Below are 20,236 nucleotides of genomic sequence, written 5' to 3' on the forward strand. Positions count from 1 at the left end.
ACGTCATGCACCTTTGCGTGCGTGACGATAGACGGTAATCCAGAACAGCGTCCCGCGCCTGCGGCGACGCTGTTTTTGTTGAAAGGACCGGTGGATGGCCTCCGCAGCTGAGCAGCTTGCCGCCAATCTCAATATGAGTTCGTTCGCCAAGGCGACCGAGCTTAAAAAGCGCATCTGGTTCACGCTGGGCGCGCTCATCATCTATCGCCTCGGAACCTATATTCCGGTGCCCGGTGTCGATGCCACGGTCATGGGGCAGCTTCTGGCCCAGAACCAGGGTGGCATCATCGGCATGTTCGACATGTTCACCGGTGGTGCGCTCGGTCGTATGACCGTCTTCGCACTCAACATCATGCCCTATATCAGCGCCTCGATCATCGTGCAGCTGCTCTCGACGGCGTTGCCTTCGCTCGAGGCGCTCAAGAAGGAAGGGGATCAGGGACGCAAGAAACTCAATGCCTATACGCGTTACCTGACGGTCCTGATCGCGCTGTTCCAGGCCTATGGCATCGCCATGGGACTCGAGAACATCACGAGTCATGGCGCCTCCGCGGTGGTGAATCCCGGGCCGTTCTTCATCCTGTCCTGCGTGGTCACGCTGGTCGGTGGGACGATGTTCCTGATGTGGCTCGGCGAGCAGATCACCTCGCGTGGCGTCGGAAACGGGATTTCGCTCATCATTTTCGCGGGCATTGTCGCCAATCTCCCCCATGCGCTCGCGAGCCTGTTCCAGCTCGGCTATACGGGGGCGCTCTCGCCGTTCTTCGTGCTGCTCTTCCTCGTCCTTGCGGCAGCGACCATCGCCTTCATCGTGTTCATGGAGCAGGCGCAGCGCCGTGTGGTGATCCAGTATCCCAAGCGACAGGTCGGAAGCCGCATGTTCGGTGGCGACTCCACCCATATGCCGCTCAAGGTGAATACAGCCGGTGTAATCCCGCCGATCTTCGCCTCTTCGGTTCTGCTGATTCCGGTCACGATCTCGGGCTTCATGAATGGCAAGGGCATGCCGGGCTGGCTCAGCACGCTCGGTCAGGAGTTCGGCCAGGGGCAGCCGCTCTACATGCTGTTCTATGCGGCGATGATCCTCTTCTTCTCGTATTTCTATGCAGCCGTCACATTCAATCCTGAGGAAACGGCGGAGAACCTGCGCAAGCAGGGCGGCTTCGTTCCGGGCATCCGGCCGGGGTCGAACACCGCCCGCTATTTCGACAGGATCCTGTCCCGGCTCACGACCATCGGCGCGCTGTATCTCGTGGCGGTCTGTCTGCTGCCCCAGATCCTGATCAGCCGGTACAACGTGCCGTTCTATTTCGGTGGGACGAGCCTGATCATCATCGTCTCGGTCACGATCGACACGATGACGCAGGTTCAGTCGCATCTGGTCGCGCATCGTTACCAGGGGCTCATCCGCAAGCAGCGCGGCCGCGGCAACGGACGCCCTGAACAGGGCAGGGGAGGACGGCGTCGATGAATATCATCCTTCTCGGCCCTCCCGGCGCTGGAAAGGGCACCCAGGCCCAGATGCTCGAGCGGGATTTCGGGCTCAAACAGATCTCGACGGGTGACATGCTGCGTGCCGAGATGGCCGCGGGCACCCCGCTCGGTCTGAATGTCAGATCGATCGTCGAATCCGGCCAGTTCGTTCCGGATCCGGTGATGATCGCCCTGATCGAGAACCGGACCCTGCAACCCGATTGCGCCGGCGGATTCATCCTCGACGGGTTCCCCCGCACCGAGAGCCAGGCGGAGGCGCTGGACGCGATGCTTGCGGCACGCGGCAGCAGAATAGATGCCGTTCTTCTGCTCGAGGTCGATGTCGAGCAGATTGTCGCACGTCTGGCGGAGCGTCGTGCGCCTGACGGGTCGCGTCGCGCCGATGACGAACCGGAGACGGTAAGGCGTCGTATCCAAGTCTATCGCGATCAGACCGCCCCGATTCTCCCTTATTACGAGAATGCGGGGCGCCTGCGCCGGATCGACGGGATGCAGAGTGTCTCTGCCGTGCACGAGGCGATCGTCTCGGCGCTCGGACTGGAAAAGTGACGGTCGGGCGGCATATCACGAAAAAGTGATCTGTTTTGTTTGACTCAAGGGGGGCGCTCGTTATATTGCGCGCCCTCGACACAGGTGCTGTCAGACGCGGCAATTGGCCCCTCAGGGGTGCCCGATTCTTCGGCGGATTGAACAGTTTCGATTGAACTGGCCCGATATTCAGGGTCGAAGCAGAAAAGAGAGCCCGGCCTTCCGGCCTGGCAGGGAGTGAGTGGCGTGGCGCGTATTGCCGGCGTAAATATTCCGACGAACAAGCGGGTAGTCATTGCCCTGAGCTACATCTACGGCATCGGTCCGTCGACGGCGAAGGCGATCTGCTCCAAGCTTGAAGTTCCCGATGCGAAGCGAGTCAATGAGCTGAGCGACGACGAGATCGTGAAGATCCGCGAGCTGATCGACGGCGAATACCGCGTCGAAGGCGATCTTCGCCGCGAGACGGCGATGAACATCAAGCGTCTGATGGACCTTGGTTGCTATCGCGGTCTGCGTCATCGCCGTGGTCTGCCGGTGCGTGGCCAGCGGACGCACACGAATGCCCGTACCCGCAAGGGCAAGGCCGTGGCGATTGCCGGCAAGAAGAAGGCGACGCGCTAAGTCGCGCATCTCAAGCGGATCGTGGCGTTTGACGGCCTGGTGGCTGTCTTCCGCCCTCTGCTCATTGCAAAGTTTGACAGGACGACCTCATCATGGCCAAGGCCGCAGCTCCGCGTATCCGTAAGAAGGAGCGCAAGAACATCATCTCCGGTGTCGCGCACGTTCTTTCGACGTTCAACAACACCATGATCACCATCTCCGATGCGCAGGGCAACTCGATTGCCTGGTCGTCGGCTGGCGCGCAGGGCTTCAAGGGCTCGCGCAAATCCACCCCGTATGCAGCGCAGGTTGCTGCCGAGGATGCAGGCCGCAAGGCGCGCGACCACGGCATGGAAACGCTGGAGATCGAGGTTTCGGGTCCGGGTTCGGGTCGTGAGAGCGCCCTGCGTGCTCTCCAGGCTGTCGGATTCTCCATCACGTCGATCCGCGACATGACCCCGGTGCCGCATAACGGCTGCCGTCCGCGCAAGCGTCGTCGCGTCTGATTGACGCTGGCCCCCCACGGGGCCGGTTGTCCGTCACCACCCGTCCGTAGGTGGCCTGTCTTCCGGGAGAGGCCACCGGCACGTTCTGACCGCGCTCCGGTGCGGTTGAAGTTCCGTTGGTCCCCAGCGGGACAAGTTGTTTGAAAGGCCACGACATTGGTCCTCCAGAAGAACTGGCAGTCCCTTATCAAGCCGGAAAAGCTGGAAGTCGCGCCCGGCTCCGTGCCCACGCAGACAGCTACGGTGATCGCCGAGCCGCTGGAGCGTGGTTTCGGCATGACGCTCGGCAATGCGATCCGTCGCGTGCTGCTCTCCTCGCTTCAGGGTGCTGCTGTCACCGCGATCCAGATCGACGGCGTGCTGCATGAATTCTCGTCCGTGCCGGGCGTCCGCGAGGACGTGACGGATATCGTGCTGAACATCAAGCAGCTTGCCCTGCGCATGCATGGTGAAGGCCCCAAGCGCATGGTGCTGACGGCCACTGGCCCCGGCGAGGTGCGCGCAGGCCAGATCCAGGCCGGCCATGATATCGAGATCATGAACCCCGATCTCGTGATCTGCACGCTCGATGACGGCGTGAAGCTCGGCATGGAGTTCACGGTCAACATGGGCAAGGGCTATGTCCCCGCCGCTGCGAATCGTCCGGAAGATGCGCCGATCGGGCTGATCCCCATCGATGCGATCTATTCCCCGGTTCGCAAGGTGTCCTACAAGGTCGAGCCGACCCGCGGCGGTCAGGTCACGGATTACGACAAGCTGCTGCTCACGGTCGAGACGAACGGTGCTGTCACGCCGGAAGACAGTCTGGCTCTGGCTGCCCGCATCCTGCAGGACCAGCTCCAGCTCTTCATCAACTTCGACGAGCCGCGCCCGGTACGTCAGGAAGAGCCGCGCGACGATCTGCCGTTCAACCGCAACCTGCTTCGCAAGGTTGACGAGCTCGAACTGTCCGTCCGTAGCGCCAACTGCCTGAAGAACGACAACATCGTCTATATCGGCGATCTGGTTCAGAAGTCCGAGCAGGAAATGCTGCGTACGCCGAATTTCGGCCGCAAGTCGCTGAATGAAATCAAGGAAGTCCTGACTTCCATGGGTCTGTCGCTGGGCATGAATGTTCCGGCCTGGCCTCCCGAGAACATTGAGGATCTGGCAAAGCGTCTCGACGAGACGTTCTGAGCCCTATCCGGTAGAAAGCAGAGTAAGGAAACCCGATCATGCGTCATGGTGTTGCTGGGCGTAAGCTCAATGTTACCTCGACCCACCGCGCAGCCATGTTCCGCAACATGGCCGTGGCGATTATCAAGCACGAGCAGATCACGACGACGCTGCCCAAGGCGAAGGAAATCCGCCCTGTCGTCGAGAAGCTGATCACCCTCGGCAAGCGCGGCACGCTTCACGCCCGCCGCCAGGCCTTCGCCCAGCTGCGCGACGAGACCATCGTCGCCAAGCTGTTCTCGACCATTGCAGAGCGCTATCAGGGCCGTTCGGGCGGCTACACCCGCGTGCTCAAGGCCGGTGTGCGCTATGGCGACAATGCCGACATGGCCGTCGTCGAAATGGTCGATCGCGATGTCGATGCCAAGGGCAAGGATAGCGGTCCGGTGATCAACCAGTCCGGCGAAGAGCCCATGGCTGCCTGAACCGCCTGATACCATCAGGTTGGACCTAGGTTACCGGAAAGCCGGGCAGGCAACTGCCCGGCTTTTCTCGTTCCGGTTTACAGGCACCTGTCCTTCAGGTTATCACCACGTCACCAAACCGGACCCGATCATCCCGCCCGCCTCGCGTGGGATTTTTGATCATTTCCGGAACCGGTCGATTTTCGTTTCGATCGGGAGTCGGGATGCATAGGATGAGACGCTTCAGCGTTTCCACTTCCCGACTTCTCACACGGTCCGAGCACTCTCGTAGGGCCAGTCACCACGCTTCCCATGCCGCTCCGGGCAATGAGGTCCGGTACGCTCGCGTCGCGTGAAGATACAGGAGAGCTTCTTTGTCTGAGGCAAGCACCACCCAGAGACGCGGCATAGCCGAACTTCTAGGCATCCCACGCCCCCTGTTTTTCGGGTTCGTGGGTCTGCTCCTTTTCATGATCGGCGATGGGGTCGAGGCCGGTTACCTCGATACCTTCATGCTCCATAACGGTCATACCCAGGGCGACGTGAATCTGCTGTTCACGACATATGGCATCACCGTCATGATCTCCGCCTGGTTTTCCGGCCCGCTTTCGGATCTTTACGGCCCCAAACGCGTGATGTGGATCGGCCTGATTCTCTGGTCCGTCCTCGAGGTCGGTCTGCTTGCTCTCGGTCTCGGGCCGAACAATTTCACGATGACCCTGACCTTCTACACCCTGCGCGGCTTCGCCTATCCGCTTTTTGCCTATGGGTTCCTTGTCTGGATCGCTGCCGCCACCCCGGCCACGATGCTCGGCTCGGCCGCGGGCTGGTTCTGGTTCTCGTTTTCGGCCGGTTTGCCGACGCTCGGCTCCCAGTTCGCCCGTTACGCCATTCCGGAAATCGGGGAGCTGGCGACATTCTGGTGCTCGCTCGGCCTCGTCATTCTGGGCGGTCTGGTGGCGCTGCTGTTCACGCATGAGCCGACAGGCAAGAAGCGCCTGTTGCCCGACCATGTGAGCACACGGGATATCTTCTTCGGCTCTGTCAGCATCATGTGGCGTGAGCCCAAGACCCTGATCGCTGGCATCGTGCGCACGATCGATACGTCGTCCGAATATGCGTTCCTAGCGATCATGCCTGCCTTCTTCATCGATCATCTCGGCTTTACCCAGGGACAGTGGCTGAACCTGCTCTCGCTGATCTTCCTCAGCAATATCCTGTTCAATCTGGTCTCGGGCATGCTGGCCGATGCACTCGGTCACCGTTTCATCGTGGCCGTGTTCGGCGGAATCGGCGGCTTCGTCTCGATCCCGCTCTTCTATTATATCCCCGTCTGGTATCCCGGGAATTTTGCGGCTGCCGCCGCTGTCGGTATCTTCTACGGCGCGACCGTTGCCGCTTTCGTTCCCCTCTCGGGCCTGATGCCCCAGATCTGCCCCAGGGAGAAAGCTGCCGCGCTTTCGATCCTCGGTCTTGGCGCAGGAGCGAGCACATGGGTCGGTCCGGCCATCGCCGGCATCTGCGAGAGCGTGTTCGGCTTCGGCATGGAGGGCATCATCTGGGCCTTCGCCCTGATCTATCTCTCCGCCGCTGGCATGACGGTTACATTGCGCATCTCCGATGAGGCCCGCCGCTACACGCAGGAAGCTGTTGCCCGAGGCGAGAGCGTCACCGCAGTGGGACACTGAACGCTCCCCGCGTAAGATGAGGCGGCTCTGACCGGTTCGAGGCGTTGTCGACATTCGTCGACGGCGCCTTTTTATGTGAGGTCATGACTGATGCTTTCTCCGCCCTGCCTGCGGAGTGGGAGCGCCTCGAGCGCTTTTCTTTCGGCGATAGCCCGGTTTTGGCCGACGCGCTTCTCGACCTTGTTCTGCGCGGCATCAAGACCGCTACGTGCCGGGCAGCGAGCGATGGGCAGCAGACCGTCACCGGAAAGCTCAGTGTGGTCTGCGACGGACAGGACCGGCCCGGAGCGATCACCCGCACGCGCTCTCTTGCAAGAAAGCGCTTCTGCGATGTGGGCGAGGATTTCGCGGTCAGAGAGGGGGAGGGTGACAGGAGCCTGGCTCACTGGCGTCGCGAACATGAACACTATTTCCGTCGTCTGAACCCGTTCAGCGAGACGATGGCGCTCTGCTGCGAGGAATTTGTGGTCGTGTATGTGTTTCCCGAAATCCCCGTGCGAGATGCCTCAACCGGAGCGTGCAAGCGGGGCGAACTTTCATTGCGAGATCGCGTTGACCTCCGACAGAACAAAAGGGTCTCGCCATGCTCAAGCTCGCCATATTCTTTCTGATCATCTCCCTGATCGCAGGGCTTTTCGGATTCACCGGTATCTCCGCGGCGTCGGCAGGCATCGCGAAGATCCTCTTCTTCCTCTTCATTGCCCTTTTCGTGCTTTTCCTCGTCATTGCCGTGTTCGTCGGCAAGGCCGTGACCTGAGCCGTCCTGCAGGGGACGCGCCGGACTTTCATGCCCGGTTCCTGTGCCGGTCCTGTGCGGATTGAAAAAGGGGAGGGCCTTCCGGCTCTCCCCTTTTTCTGTCGGGCGTTTCCCGACCTGTCTCGAGACGTGCGATCCGGCGCCGCGGGCCGGCTGCCTATTGCTTCGTCTTCGAGATGAATTCCGGCAGAAGCGGATTATTGGTCTGGAGCGATGCCTTGCTCGGGAGCTGGGAAACATCCCATCCGCCGCCAAGGGCCACGATCAGGGCGACATGCGATGTCGCGAGAGACTGGTGGATTCCCAGGGCCTGGACCTCGTAGCTCAGGGCGTTCTGCTGGCTCGTCAGCACGGTCGTGTAGGTCTGCGTGCCGGCGAGATATTCGTTGGTCGAGACACGAACCGCCTCCTGTGACGATCTGACGGCCTCCATCTGCTGCTTGAGCTGCTGGTCCAGAATACGCAGATTGGAAAGGTTGTCCTCGACGCCCTGAAGGGCATTCAGCACGGTCTGGCGATAGCTCGCAACGGAGGCGTCGTAATCCGCCCTCGCTTCCCGCACGGCTGCCGTGCGTGCGCCGCCATTGAACAGGGTTTCGGTGGACGACGCGCCCAGAGACCAGAAACGCGTGGCCGTCTGGATCAGAGTCTGGAGCGGATTGCCGCTATAGCCATAGGACGCGCTGACGGAAATCTCGGGGTAGAAGGCCGCAATGGCCGTTCCGATCGAGGCGTTGTACCCTTCCATATTGCGCTCGGCGGCGGCGATATCGGGGCGACGCTGGAGCAGGACGGACGGGACGGCCCCGGGGACCGGCGGCAGCGTCATGGCGAGCTGGCCTTTCGGAATGCTCAGGTCCCCCGGGGCACGGCCTATGAGCACGGCGATCGCGTGTTCGTACTGGGCGCGGTTGACGCGGGCCTGCGTCGCCTGTGCCTCGGTCTGCTGCAACTGGTAGCGCGCCTGCCAGAGCGCGCTCGGATCGGTGACGCCTGCTTCGACCTGGTTCTGCACGATCGAGAGCGCCTGCTGGAAATAGCCCACATTATCCCGGTAGAGCTTTTCGAGACTGTCCTGATAGCGCAGGTTGAAATAGGCGGTGGCCAGCTGCGACTGATAGGAGAGCTGCGCATTGGCGAGATCGGCAGCGCTGGCCTGGGTAGCCGTCACCTGTTGCTGGATCTGGCGGCGTATGCGTCCCCACACATCGAGCGTCCAGGAGGCAGAGGGGCCGGTGTTCCAGGTATTGACCGTGGTCGAGCGCGAATAATCGACGACCGAGCCGGAGCTTGCGCTGCGCGAGCCGCTCCCCTGCGAATTCCGGGTGAAGCTGAAAGTTCCCGAAAGTGTCGGGAAGAGCTGCGCGCGGATCGAGTCGATCGTGGCCTCTGCCTTGCGGAACTGTGCCTCGTACTGCTTCACGTTCTGGTTCGAGATCGCGACCTGCGATTCGAGCCAGTTCAGCTGCGGGTCGTTATAGACTTCCCACCAGGCTCCCTTGGGCGCTTCGGCCAGATGCGGCCGGGCGACGCCCCATCCCGGTGGCGGCTTGGGAGCTTCCTTGAAATGCGCCGAGATGACGGCATGGGGGCGGTGATAATCCGGCCCGACCATGAAGCATCCCGCAAGCAAGGGCGTGCTGCACGCAGCGAGGAGAGCGAGGCGGCGGGTCGAGCGGGAAGGAGGCGCATTCATCCTTGGGTCTGATCCTGATGGGGCCGACGAAAAGCCAGAGACAGCCGCGTCAGACGTCGTTTTGCGGCGCGACCGGCAGCATCGAGCGTAAGAAACACGGCGGGCGTGCTGTAGAGGGTAAGCGCCTGGCTCACGACCAGGCCGCCGAGAATCGAGATACCGAGAGGACGGCGCAATTCGGCACCATATCCGTTGGCGACGATGAGAGGAACCGCACCCAGAGCGGCAGCGAGAGAGGTCATGATGATGGGGCGAAAGCGCAGGGCGCTCGCCTGTCTGATGGCCTCTTCCGGCGTTGCGCCATCGCGCTGCGCCTGCATGGCGAAATCGATGAGCATGATGGCGTTTTTCTTGACGATGCCGATCAGCAATATGACGCCGATCATGGCAATGAGCGAGAATTCCTCACCGAAGATCTGAAGCGCGAGAATGGCGCCCACGCCCGCCGAGGGAAGTGTCGAGAGGATGGTGAGCGGATGGATGAGGCTCTCGTACAGGATGCCGAGCACGATATAGACCGCCGCGAGCGCGGCAAGGATCAGAATGGGCTCGTCACTGACCGATTTCTGGAACAGGGCGGCATTGCCGGCAAAGCCGCCCTGGATATCGGCAGGAATATGGAGCCCGACCAGAGCGGCATCGATCGCGGTGACGGCATCGCCTAGGGAAACGCCCGGCCTGAGATTGAACGAGATCGTCGTGGCGACCGACTGCCCCTGGTGATTGACGCTCAGGGCGGTCTTGCCGGGCACGATATGCGCCGTGAGGGAGAGGGGAACCATTGTCTCGGCGCGCGTCGCGACGGCCGAGCCCGACGAGACGTTGCTGCCACCTGCGAGGCTGTTCGCCATCTGGTTCTGATAATTTGAGTCGGCTGTGGTGACACCGCTCGGGACCGCGCCGGTCGTCACCACCCGGATACGATTGGAGGCGACGCTTCCCGAGGCCGTTCCGCCCGCGGTGCTGATCCACACCTGGTTGAGGCTGTTCGTGTCTTTCCAGAAACGCGGTGCCGCCTCCATGATCACGCGGTACTGGTTGATGGGCTTGTAGATGACAGAGGCCGCTCGCTGGCCATAGGCATCGTAGAGAATGCTGGAGACGAGCTGCGGGGTGATCTGGAAGCGCGAGGAAAGGTCCCGGTTGATCCTGACATCGAGGGCCGAGCCGCCTTCGCTGAGATCGGATGAGACATCCATCAGACCGGGGATCTTCCGGAAGGCCGCGACGATCTTCGGAGTCAGGGCAAAGAGTTCATCGGCATCCGGGCCCTGGAGCGCATATTGATAGCTCGCATTTCCGCCGCGTGCGCCAGCGCGCACGGCACCCGGTGCCATGAAGAAGATCTCGGCGCCGACCATGTTTCTGAATCGTCTGCCCAGACGCTGTATGGTCTGCGTCACGCTGTCGTTGCGCTCTGATTTGTCCTTGAGCGAGGCGAAAAGATTGGCCTGGTTGGCCTGACGCCCGCCGAGAAAACCGACGATCGCCGCCACGTCGCGATCGCGGGAAACGGCCTTTGCGACCGTATAGGTCTTTTCGCTCATCTGGCTGAACGATGCCGACTGGTCTCCGATGATGCGGCCCATCATCATACCCGTGTCTTCCTCGGGAAAAAAACCCTTGGGCATCCTGACGAAAAGAGCGCCAGCGACGAACAATGTCAGAGGCAGGGTCGCGATCATGAGCCAGCGGTGACGCAGGGACCAGTCGAGCGAGGCGACATAGCCTTCGGTGAGCCGTGCGATCTGCTGCTCGAGAAAACGCACGATCCTGCCGGGATGCGCGCCCTCTTTCGCCGGACGCAGCAGAAGGGCGCAGATCATGGGGGTGAGCGAGAGCGACAGGGCCATCGAGATCACGAGCGTGATCGAGATGGTCATGGCGAATTCGTGGAACAACCGACCGGCGATGCCGCCCAGCAGGATGATGGGGACGAAAACCGCGATCAGCGACACGGTGATCGACACGACCGTGAACGCGACCTCGCCCGCACCGATCAGCGATGCCCTGAGGGGCGAGAGGCCCTGCTCGAGATAGCGGCTGATATTCTCGAGAACGACGATGGCATCGTCGACGACGAAGCCGGTCGAGATGGTCAGGGCCATGAGGGACATGTTGTCGAGCTGGTAGCCGAGCAGGCGCATCGCAGCGAAGGTCGAGACGATCGATGTGGGCACCACGATCGCGGGGACGAGAATGGCGGGAACGGACTGGAGGAAGACCAGCACGACCAGAACGACCAGCACGACCGCCAGAATGAGGGTCAGCCTGGTATCGTCCAGAGCGGCACGGATGGTTCTCGAGCGGTCGACTGCGATGTCCAGATCGATATCGGGGGAGAGAGCGGCGCGTATCAGGGGCAGGCGCGCCTTGATCTCGTCCGTCGTCCTGACGACATTCGCCCCGGCCTGGGCGAAGACGAGGCCGACCACCGCGCGTTTTCCGTTATAGACCCCGAGGGTACGGAGGTTTTCGACGCTGTCTTCGACTTCCGCGACGCTCGAGAGACGGACCGGCCGGGCATTACGATAGGCGATGATCAGATCGCGATAGGCCTGTGCCTTCTCCGCCTGGTCGTTCGTATCGAGCGTGAAGCGATAGCCTCCCTGATCGATGAACCCCTTCGGCGTATGGGCATTGGCCGAGGCGAGGGCCGCGCGGACATCCTCGAAACTGATGCCGAACTTGTAGAGCAGAAGCGGATTGATCTCGACGCGCACCGCCGGAAGCGCGCCGCCGCCGACCTCGACTTCCCCGACTCCCTGAACCTGGCTGAGCTGCTGCTGGAGGACGTTGGTCGCCTCGTCATACAGCATGGCAGGGGTCTTGGTGGGAGAGGTGAGCGCCATGACGAGAATGGGCGCGCCGTTCGGGTTGGCTTTCTGATAGGTCGGGTTGGTGCGCAGCGTGGTGGGCAGGTCGGCGCGCGCCGCCTGCAACGCAGCCTCGACATCGCGAGCGGCGCCGTTGATGTCGCGGGACAGATCGAACTGGAGAATGATCCGTGCCTGATTGACCATGGATTGAGAGGTCATTTCGGTCAGACCGGCGATGGCGCCGAGATGCCGCTCGAGCGGTGCCGCGATCGTGCTGGCGATCTCGGTGGGCGATCCGCCCGATTGCCGGGCCTGAACCATGATGACCGGCATATCCACGTTGGGCAGATCGGCCACCGGCAGGGTGGTATAGGCCAGCAGACCGGCAATCAGCATCGCGGCCGCGAGAAGCGTCGTGGCCACGGGCCTCAGGACGAAGGGGCGGGTGATATTCACTCGCTGCCCTGTTCGGCCAGCCGCTCCGCCATGGTTCTCAGTCCGAAACGCCGGCGTGTCGCCGCGGCAATGCGATCCATCAGCAGATAGATGACAGGGGTGGTGAACAGCGTCAGAAGCTGGGAAAGCAGAAGCCCCCCCACGATCGCGACGCCAAGGGGGCGGCGCAGCTCGGAGCCGACGCCATGCCCGAGCATCAGGGGCAGGGCGCCGAAGAACGCGGCCAGCGTGGTCATCAGGATCGGACGAAAGCGCAGCAGCGCGGCCCGGCGAATGGCCTCGAAGGGCGACAGACCCTCGATACGTTCGGCTTCGAGCGCGAAATCGATCATCATGATGGCGTTTTTCTTCACGATGCCGATAAGCAGAACGATCCCGATGATCCCCATCACATCGAGATCCATGCCGCAGAGCGAGAGCGCGAGCAGCGCGCCGATGGCGGCGGAGGGCAGGGTCGAGAGAATCGTGATGGGGTGGATGAAGCTCTCATAGAGCACGCCCAGCACGATATAGACGGCCACGAGGGCTGCGATGACCAGATAGAGTTCGTTGCCGAGCGAGGCGCGGAAGGCCGCCGCTGTTCCCTGGAAGGCGGTCTGGAACGCCGGAGGAAGCCCGATATCGGCGGCGGCATGATCGATCGCGTTCGTGGCCGCACCAAGGGAATACCCTTCCGCGACGTTGAAGGAGACGGTCGTGGCGGGAAACTGACCGAAATGCGTGATCAGGAGCGGAGCGAGACCCTTCGTGATGGTCGTGACCTGATGCAAGGGGACGAGACCAGAACTCGGCTGTCGCGTCGGCCCGGTCGAGCTCTGTCCTGCCTCGCTCGAGATTCCCGGCAGATAAAGCTGCCCGAGGCTCGCAAGATCGTGCTGGAAGCGCGGCTCCGTCTCGAGAATGACACGATACTGGTTGGACTGGGTGTAGATGGTCGAGATCTGGCGCTGGCCGTAGCTGTCATAGAGCAGGTTGTCGACCGTCTGGGGCGTGATGGAATAGCGGGCGCCGTTCGTCCGGTCGAGATTGACATGGGCCACGAGCCCCTCGGCCTGCAGGTCGGATGTCACATCGGCCAGAGCAGGCTCTTTGCGGAGCGCGGTCAGGAGTTTGGGAACCCAGGTCCTGAAGGTCTCGTAATCCGGATTTTCGAGCAGGAACTGATACTGGGTGGCGGAAACCGTGGAATCGAGGGAGAGGTCCTGAACCGGCTGAAGAAACAGCCGTGCCCCGGGCGTTGCGCTGCCGCGCTCCGTCAGACGCCCGAGTATGGCCGAAAGCGAGCTCGTACGCTGGGAGAGCGGCTTGAGGTTGATGAGCATCCGCCCGACATTGAGCGTCATGTTCTGCCCGTCGATCCCGACGAAGCTCGATACGCTGGCGACGTCGGGATCCTTGAGGACTTCGGCGATGACCGCTTCCTGATGGGATTTCATGCTGTCGAACGAGATGGCCTGTGCCATCTCGGTAATGCCCTGGATCACGCCGGTATCCTGCCTCGGGAAGAACCCTTTGGGGATGATCACGGCGAGGAGCACCGTCAGGCCGAAGGTCGCAGCCGCCACGATCAGTGTGGCGGTCTGGTGACGCAGCACGAAATCGAGCCAGCGCGCATAGGCGGCGATCAGGCGATCGATGGCATTGCCGACGCGGGCCGCGACGCGCCTGAAACGCGTGGCGGCATGTTCGTCATGCGCGCGCTCGCTCAGGAGACGCGCGCACATCATGGGAACGAGGGTGATCGAGACGAGCGCGGAAATCACGATCGTGATCGCAAGGGTCATGGCGAATTCGTGGAAGAGCCGACCGACCACGTCGCTCATGAAAAGCAGGGGGATGAGAACCGCAATCAGGGAGACGGTCAGGGATATGATCGTAAATCCGATCTCCTTCGATCCCTTCACCGCCGCGCTGTAGCGATCCTCTCCCATCTCGATATAGCGCGCGATGTTCTCGATCACGACGATCGCGTCATCGACGACGAATCCCGTCGCGATGGTGAGCGACATGAGTGAGAGATTGTCGAGCGAGAAGCCGAGAAGATACATGACCGCAAGCGTGCCCACGAGGGAAAGCGGGACGCTCAGGCTGGGGATGATCGTTGCAGGAACATTGAACAGAAAGACGAAGATGACCGCCACGACGAGCATCATGGCCATGGCCAGCTCGAACTCGACATCCTCGACGGAGGCGCGAATGGTGGTCGTCCGGTCGGTGAGGGGCGTGATCTCGATACCCGGCGGCAAGGTCTTGCGAAGCTGGGGCAGCACCGCCAGCACGTTGTCGACCACAGAGATCACATTCGCGCCCGGCTGCCTCTGGACATTGAGGATCAGCGCAGGCGTCTTGTCGGACCAGGCCGCAAGCTGGTCGTTCTCCGGGCCCTGCACCACGCTCCCCACGTCGCGCAGACGGATGGGACCGTTGTTCTGATAGGCGATGATCTGGTTCATCAGCTGATCGACCGAGGAGATCTGTCCGTCGATCCGCAAGGTGGTCGAGCGATGCGGCCCGTCGAAGGTGCCCGTCGGCGAGTTGATGTTGACCGTTCCGATCGTGGTTCGCACCGTATCGATCGCGATGCCGTAGGACGTCAGTTTCGGAATGTTGATCCTGACGCGGATGGCCTTGCGATTGCCGCCCGAAAGCGTGACCAGACCCACGCCGGAAATCTGGCTGACGCGTTGCTGGAGCCGCGTATTGACGTAGTCCTGCACCTCCGTGAGGGGAAGCGTGCGTGAGGTGATGCCGAGCGTGAGCACGGGCGTATCGGCCGGATTGACCTTGGCATAGATGGGCGGGGCGGGCAGATCGGTCGGGAGAAGCGAGTTCGACTGGTTGATTGCCGCCTGCACTTCCTGCTCGGCAATATCCATCGACATGTCGAGACCGAAGCGCAGGGTGATGACCGAGGCGCCCCCGGAAGATTGCGAGGTCATCTGCTCCAGCCCGGGCATCTGGCCGAGCTGGGTTTCGAGCGGCGCCGTGACGGAGGTTGCCATGACGTCCGGCCCGGCACCGGGATAGAAGGTCGAAACCGTGATCGTCGGATATTCCACCTGCGGAAGCGCCGAGATCGGCAGAAAACGATAGCCGAGCAGACCGGTCAGGAGGATCGCCAGCATGAGCAGGCTCGTTGCGACAGGCCGATCGATGAAGAGGCGGGACGGATTCATGGATGGCGGTCAGTGCACGGCTGGCGCGGCTGCGTTTTTCGCACCGGCGGCTTCGGTATCGGCCTTGCTCTCATCCGGGATCGTCACCTTGGCCCCGGGGCGGAGATGGTTCGTGCCATCGGTCACGACGCGCTCGCCGAGCTTGAGGCCGGATTTGATCACGGTCAGGTCGTGGCTTGCGATTCCGGTCGTTACGGGGCGGATCGCAACGGTCATGTCATCCTTGACGACATAGACGAACTGCCCTTCGGGCCCGGTCTGGAGCGCGTTGGAGGAGAGGAGGATCACGTCGTGCAGCGTATCCACGAGCAGGCGCGCATTGACGAACTGGTTCGGAAACAGATGCTCGTCCTCATTGGGAAAGATCGCACGCAGGCGGACGGTTCCGGTCGCCGTGTCGATCTGGCTGTCGAGTGCCCTGACGGTACCGGTCGCGATCCTGTTGAGATTGGCGCTGTCCCATGCTTCCACAGGGAGCGCGCCGACCTGGCGCAGCCGGTCCATGACCTGCGGCAGCTGGTCCTGGGGCAGGGTGAAGATCACCGAGATCGGCTGCATCTGCGTGAGGATGGTCAGACCGCCGGATTGTCCTGCCGTGAAATAATTGCCCATATCCACGGCACGGATGCCGACCCTGCCGTCGACCGGTGCGATGATGTGGCAGTAATAGAGATTGAGTCTGGCATTATCGACATTGGCCTGATCGAGCTTGACCGTACCTTCGAGCTGCTGGACCTTGTACTGGGCGTCGATGGCGGTCATGGCCGCGATGGATTTCTGCTTGATGAGCTTGTCGTAGCGGCCGGCATTGATCCGGGCATCGGCAAGCTGCGCCTGATCCTGCTTCAGCGTGCCGAGGGTCTGCTCGAGAGCGACCTGATAGGGACGCGGATCGATCAGGACGAGCTCGTCTCCGGCCTTGACGTGCTGCCCCTCCTTGAATTCCACCTTCATGATATAGCCGCTCACGCGCGCCTGTACCGTGACATTCGTGATCGGGACCACCGTGCCGAGTTCGGTCAGGATCTCGGGCATGTCGCCGGTCCTGACGGTCGTTACCGCGACCGGGATCGCATCGCTCTGTCCCTGTGACGCGGTTCCCCGATGCGCGCCGCGCCCGGCGTGATGTGCGGCGTTGTGCGGTCGCAGGAAAGCGAAAGCCAGAAGCAGGAGAACGACCCCGCCAATGACGAGAAGCACGCGTCGCCTGTGGCGCGGTTTTCCCGCGCCGGATGAGGATTTTGCCCCCTGGTCCAGGGAGGCGGGCGCGGTCGGGCGCTCAGGCTGGGTCCGCTCGGGACCCGTCTGGTCAGTCATTTCTTCTCGTCTTCCCCTACCCGGAACCGGTCGCATCCCCGGTCATTTCCCGATGAAAGCGTCCGGTCTGCGAGACATACTCTATCTGAGGCTGGCATAGCATGACGTCAGCTAAATTCTAGTTCAACAACGAAACAATTCTTAACAGTATCGCGTTGCGAGGCGCTTCGGACCGGCCTGGCCACCCCGTTTTTCTCAGGCATCATCCGGCACACGCCCCATTCTGCCCGTGTCGCAGGGATTTGACCAGCCGGGGTCCGGCCTGTTCATGCCCCTGCAACACCCGGCGATCGGCCCGACCGATACGCGACGAGACGCATCTCCACCCGGGAGGAGAGCGTTGCCGGAGCGGATATCCTGTCCCGTTTATGCGGGAGCGGGAAGAAACCGTTTCGTTCAGGCGCCGTTGGTCCTATCATCGCAGACGTTCTCACGTCTGTTTTGTGAAAGGATGATGACAAATGGCCGATGCAGTTGAAAAGAAGGGCGATGGTCTTCTGGATGAAGCCAAGGGACGCCTCAAGGACGCGGCCGGCGGTCTGACGGGTGATGCCAAGCTTCAGGCAGAAGGCAAGATCGACCAGCTTTCCGGGATGGCGCAGCAGGAATTCGCCGATCTCTACGACGATGCCGAGACCTCTCTCGAGAAGGCCACCGCCTTCGTGCAGGATCGTCCGCTGATCTCGCTCGGTTTCGCGATCCTGGTGGGCACCGTTCTCGGCGCGATCTTTTTCGGTCGTTCCAGAAAAAAGTAAGCCTGTCGCCTCGTCAGGCCCGTTCTGTCGCCCGGTCTTGCGGAGCGCGGCAGAGCGGTTGAGGGCTTCCGGCAACGGAAGCCCTTTTTTTGTGATTCATGTTCCGGTTTCGTGCCCGGGAAAAACGGTGCCGGTAACGGCAAGGGGGCTTTACAGCGCGATTCGCGTGATTCAAAAGCGATTCGGAAGGTCGTGCGACTCGACCCGAAGGATCAATTCCGATCGACTGACGCCTCGCAGGAGCCCATGCCGGACTATTCTCTCGAACTTGCCAGTGGCGCACCGCAAAGCCGGGTGGCAGGGATCGACGAAGTCGGGCGCGGTCCTCTTGCCGGTCCGGTCATCGCTGCCGCTCTGGTCTTTCTGGAGCCGCCCGATGAAACGCTTTCAGGCATGATCGATGACTCGAAGCGCCTTTCGGCCGCGCGGCGCCAGCGCGTTTTCGATCTCCTGACCGGATCGGACACGATCCGGATCGGACTGGGCGCGGCTTCGGTGGCCGAGATCGACCGGATCAATATCGGCAAGGCATGTCATCTCGCGATGCAGAGAGCGCTTTGCCGTCTCCCGGTCCGTCCCGATTTCGCGCTGGTGGACGGCAACCGTCTCCCCTCCCTCGCATGCGATGCGCTGGCCGTGGTGGGGGGAGACAGGAAAAGTCTCTCCATCGCGGGCGCGTCCATCGTTGCGAAAGTCGTGCGGGATCGTCTCATGACGCGTCTCTCCCTGCGCCATGATTCCTATGGCTGGGAGAGAAATGCCGGTTACGGAACGGCCCTGCACATGGCAGGGCTCCGCGAGGCTGGCGTGACCCCTCATCATCGTCGCGAATTCGCCCCCATACGCGCGCACATGGCACGCATGTCCCAAACGGCCGGAGCCATCTGATGCAGGACCTCCCTCTCAACCAGATCCTGTGCGGCGAATGCATCGAGACGATGCGCGCGCTTCCCGATGGCAGCATGGACTGCATCTTTGCGGATCCGCCCTACAACCTCCAGCTGCGTGGCGAATTGCGCAGGCCGGATGAAAGCGTCGTCGATGGCGTGGACGATGCGTGGGACAAGTTCGCGGATTATGCGACCTATGACAATTTCACGCGGGAATGGCTTGCAGAGGCGCGGCGTCTCTTGACGAAAGACGGGACGATCTGGGTGATCGGCTCGTATCACAACGTGTTCCGTCTGGGCGCCATCATGCAGGATCTCGGTTTCTGGATCCTCAACGATATCGTCTGGCGCAAGGCGAACCCGATGCCCAATTTCCGCGGGCGTCGATTCACCAACGCGCATGAAACCCTGATCTGGGCGGCGCGAGGGCCGGAAAGCAAGTATCGTTTCAATTATCAGGCCATGAAAGCGCTGAACGACGATGTGCAGATGCGCAGCGACTGGTATCTGCCGCTTTGCACCGGGAACGAGCGTCTGCGGAATGCGCATGGTCTCAAGCTCCATCCGACCCAGAAGCCCGAGAGCCTTCTTCATCGCGTTCTGATCGCATCGACGGTCGTGGGCGATATCGTGCTCGACCCCTTTTCGGGAAGCGGTACGACGGCTGCGATGGCGAAAAGGCTCGGGCGGCATTTCGTCGCGATCGAGCGTCATCCCGATTACATCGAGGCCGCGCGTGCCCGGGTGGAGGCAGAAACGCGCCTCTCTGACGAGCAGCTTGCGATCACACCGGCCAAGAGGGAGATCCCGCGGGTTCCGTTCGGCAGTTTCGTCGAACAGGGGCTCCTGCCGGCGGGCACCGTGCTTTTCGACCGGCAGCGGCGCGTGAGCGCGACGGTCATGCCCGATGGCAGTCTCGTCTCAGGGGCGCATCGCGGCTCCATTCACAAGATGGGTGCGCAGCTTACCGGCGCGCCGTCATGCAATGGATGGACTTTCTGGTTTTTCGAGCGCGAGGGCGAGATCGTGACGCTCGATATCCTCCGCACGGAACAGAGCCGGGCCCCGCTTCTGAATGTCGGCTGAGTCTCGCATCCCGGCCGGGTCCGGGCATATCGGCTGAGCGGGGGCGGAGACGATCCGCCCCGTTTCCTTGCGGGGAAACATCCGGCCTTGCCCCGGGATCGCCTGCGCGAGAGCAAACGCCCCGCGACGCGATGTCTTCCGGGAAATCTCAGCCCTTGCCGAAGCCGAGAAAGCCGATCGCGGGCTGGGCCTGGCCGCCGCTCTTGTCCCAGCGCGGCTTGTCGGCCACGGCCATGGCGGCGTTCTTGCGGCTCTTGCCGCCGATCGTCATGTGACCGTTACCGTTCCTGTCGAAATCGATACCGGTATGCGTCGTTTCGTTTGCGATCCGCCCGTCCGGATTATAGGTCCGCATCGAGAGAAGCAGGAACATGATATCCTTGCGGTTCAGATCGATCGCCATGTCGAGCGGTGTCTGGAACAGGACGTTCTTGCCGTTCGTGTCGGCACCGCGATTGAGGGCCTCCTTCGCGGCATTGAGCGAGCCGCGATTGATGGCATCGAACAGCGCTGCCGTCGGATTCAGATCCGCGTTCATGTGCCCGGCATCCTGCTCCTGCGCCTCGGCCCCGGGAAGAGCCGAAGGCGGCGCAGCCGCCTTTGCCGCACGGCGCGCTTCCGCTTTCTTCTGGGCTTCCTCGGCTTCCTGTTCGGCCTCGGCGTCATCGGCCGATTGCGCATGGGCAGCGTGCCAGGGCATGAGCAACACGGGCGAAACGGCCAGAGCCGCCGTCAGCATGACCGGAAATACGCGGGATGCGATCGTGCCGGAGGGGGTGTGTCTTGTTGCGTGCATGACATGTCTCGATTGGCGCATCGCGCGACTATAGGCGATCCTTGTCAAGG

General features: G+C 62.1%; 17 protein-coding genes. 12 read left to right on the forward strand and 5 right to left on the reverse strand.

Translation table 11 applies throughout. The annotated features are described in order from the left end of the window. Window positions 1–94 precede the first annotated feature (94 nt). The 9 genes from secY (at window position 95) to SSA02_RS11040 (ending at window position 7,195) form a co-directional block, all read left to right on the forward strand. Window positions 95–1,471, forward strand: a complete 1,377-nt coding sequence (gene secY, locus SSA02_RS11000; protein ID WP_147094120.1) for a preprotein translocase subunit SecY — start codon at window positions 95–97, stop codon at window positions 1,469–1,471. Continuing rightward, window positions 1,468–2,043, forward strand: coding sequence for an adenylate kinase (locus tag SSA02_RS11005; RefSeq protein WP_147094121.1), 576 nt, complete (start codon window positions 1,468–1,470; stop codon window positions 2,041–2,043). The genes secY and SSA02_RS11005 overlap by 4 nt, the downstream gene beginning before the upstream one ends. Window positions 2,044–2,268: 225 nt before the next feature. Then, on the forward strand, window positions 2,269–2,646 hold the full coding sequence (gene rpsM / locus SSA02_RS11010) for a 30S ribosomal protein S13 (protein WP_147094122.1): 378 nt from the start codon (window positions 2,269–2,271) through the stop codon (window positions 2,644–2,646). A 92-nt stretch (window positions 2,647–2,738) separates the two neighbouring features. After that, window positions 2,739–3,131 (forward strand): 30S ribosomal protein S11, encoded by a 393-nt coding sequence (gene rpsK, locus SSA02_RS11015; protein WP_025822066.1) that lies wholly within the window; start codon window positions 2,739–2,741, stop codon window positions 3,129–3,131. Between the two features lie 156 nt (window positions 3,132–3,287). Further along, complete coding sequence (locus tag SSA02_RS11020) at window positions 3,288–4,307, forward strand: DNA-directed RNA polymerase subunit alpha (protein WP_147094123.1); 1,020 nt, start codon at window positions 3,288–3,290, stop codon at window positions 4,305–4,307. Window positions 4,308–4,345: 38 nt separating this feature from the next. Then, window positions 4,346–4,771, forward strand: coding sequence for a 50S ribosomal protein L17 (rplQ, locus tag SSA02_RS11025; protein ID WP_147094124.1), 426 nt, complete (start codon window positions 4,346–4,348; stop codon window positions 4,769–4,771). Window positions 4,772–5,124: 353 nt separating this feature from the next. Then, window positions 5,125–6,438, forward strand: a complete 1,314-nt coding sequence (locus tag SSA02_RS11030; RefSeq protein WP_147094125.1) for an MFS transporter — start codon at window positions 5,125–5,127, stop codon at window positions 6,436–6,438. 83 nt (window positions 6,439–6,521) lie between these two features. Further along, the gene (locus tag SSA02_RS11035) at window positions 6,522–7,049 is read left to right on the forward strand and encodes an ASCH domain-containing protein (RefSeq protein ID WP_147094126.1); all 528 of its coding nucleotides are present in this window, start codon (window positions 6,522–6,524) and stop codon (window positions 7,047–7,049) included. Beyond that, window positions 7,022–7,195, forward strand: a complete 174-nt coding sequence (locus tag SSA02_RS11040) for a DUF1328 domain-containing protein (protein WP_023978976.1) — start codon at window positions 7,022–7,024, stop codon at window positions 7,193–7,195. The genes SSA02_RS11035 and SSA02_RS11040 overlap by 28 nt, the downstream gene beginning before the upstream one ends. A 157-nt stretch (window positions 7,196–7,352) precedes the next feature. On the opposite strand, the gene SSA02_RS11045 is transcribed toward SSA02_RS11040, so the two are convergent. Genes SSA02_RS11045 through SSA02_RS11060 form a run of 4 tightly spaced genes read right to left on the reverse strand, consistent with a single transcriptional unit; the run spans window position 7,353 to window position 16,659 of the window. After that, window positions 7,353–8,891: an efflux transporter outer membrane subunit gene (locus SSA02_RS11045; RefSeq protein WP_147094127.1), complete on the reverse strand. Its 1,539-nt coding sequence runs from the start codon at window positions 8,889–8,891 to the stop codon at window positions 7,353–7,355. After that, window positions 8,888–12,166, reverse strand: a complete 3,279-nt coding sequence (locus tag SSA02_RS11050) for an efflux RND transporter permease subunit (RefSeq protein ID WP_147094128.1) — start codon at window positions 12,164–12,166, stop codon at window positions 8,888–8,890. The genes SSA02_RS11045 and SSA02_RS11050 overlap by 4 nt, the downstream gene beginning before the upstream one ends. Beyond that, window positions 12,163–15,342, reverse strand: coding sequence for an efflux RND transporter permease subunit (locus SSA02_RS11055; RefSeq protein WP_147094129.1), 3,180 nt, complete (start codon window positions 15,340–15,342; stop codon window positions 12,163–12,165). The genes SSA02_RS11050 and SSA02_RS11055 overlap by 4 nt, the downstream gene beginning before the upstream one ends. Window positions 15,343–15,351: 9 nt before the next feature. Then, window positions 15,352–16,659, reverse strand: a complete 1,308-nt coding sequence (locus tag SSA02_RS11060; RefSeq protein WP_147094130.1) for an efflux RND transporter periplasmic adaptor subunit — start codon at window positions 16,657–16,659, stop codon at window positions 15,352–15,354. Window positions 16,660–17,120: 461 nt separating this feature from the next. Here SSA02_RS11060 and SSA02_RS11065 point away from each other — a divergent pair, with 461 nt between their 5' ends. The 3 genes from SSA02_RS11065 (at window position 17,121) to SSA02_RS11075 (ending at window position 19,390) form a co-directional block, all read left to right on the forward strand. Further along, window positions 17,121–17,414 (forward strand): CsbD family protein, encoded by a 294-nt coding sequence (locus tag SSA02_RS11065; protein ID WP_147094131.1) that lies wholly within the window; start codon window positions 17,121–17,123, stop codon window positions 17,412–17,414. 246 nt (window positions 17,415–17,660) lie between these two features. Continuing rightward, a complete protein-coding gene (locus SSA02_RS11070; protein ID WP_147094132.1) occupies window positions 17,661–18,302 on the forward strand; it encodes a ribonuclease HII in 642 nt (213 codons plus the stop codon). After that, entirely contained in the window at window positions 18,302–19,390 is a 1,089-nt protein-coding gene (locus SSA02_RS11075) for a site-specific DNA-methyltransferase (RefSeq protein WP_147094133.1), read from the forward strand. The genes SSA02_RS11070 and SSA02_RS11075 overlap by 1 nt, the downstream gene beginning before the upstream one ends. A gap of 148 nt (window positions 19,391–19,538) precedes the next feature. On the opposite strand, the gene SSA02_RS11080 is transcribed toward SSA02_RS11075, so the two are convergent. Next, the gene (locus SSA02_RS11080) at window positions 19,539–20,186 is read right to left on the reverse strand and encodes an ankyrin repeat domain-containing protein (protein ID WP_147094134.1); all 648 of its coding nucleotides are present in this window, start codon (window positions 20,184–20,186) and stop codon (window positions 19,539–19,541) included. Between the last annotated feature and the right edge of the window lie 50 nt (window positions 20,187–20,236).

The sequence above is a fragment of the Swaminathania salitolerans genome, assembly GCF_007988945.1.
Lineage (GTDB): Bacteria > Pseudomonadota > Alphaproteobacteria > Acetobacterales > Acetobacteraceae > Swaminathania > Swaminathania salitolerans.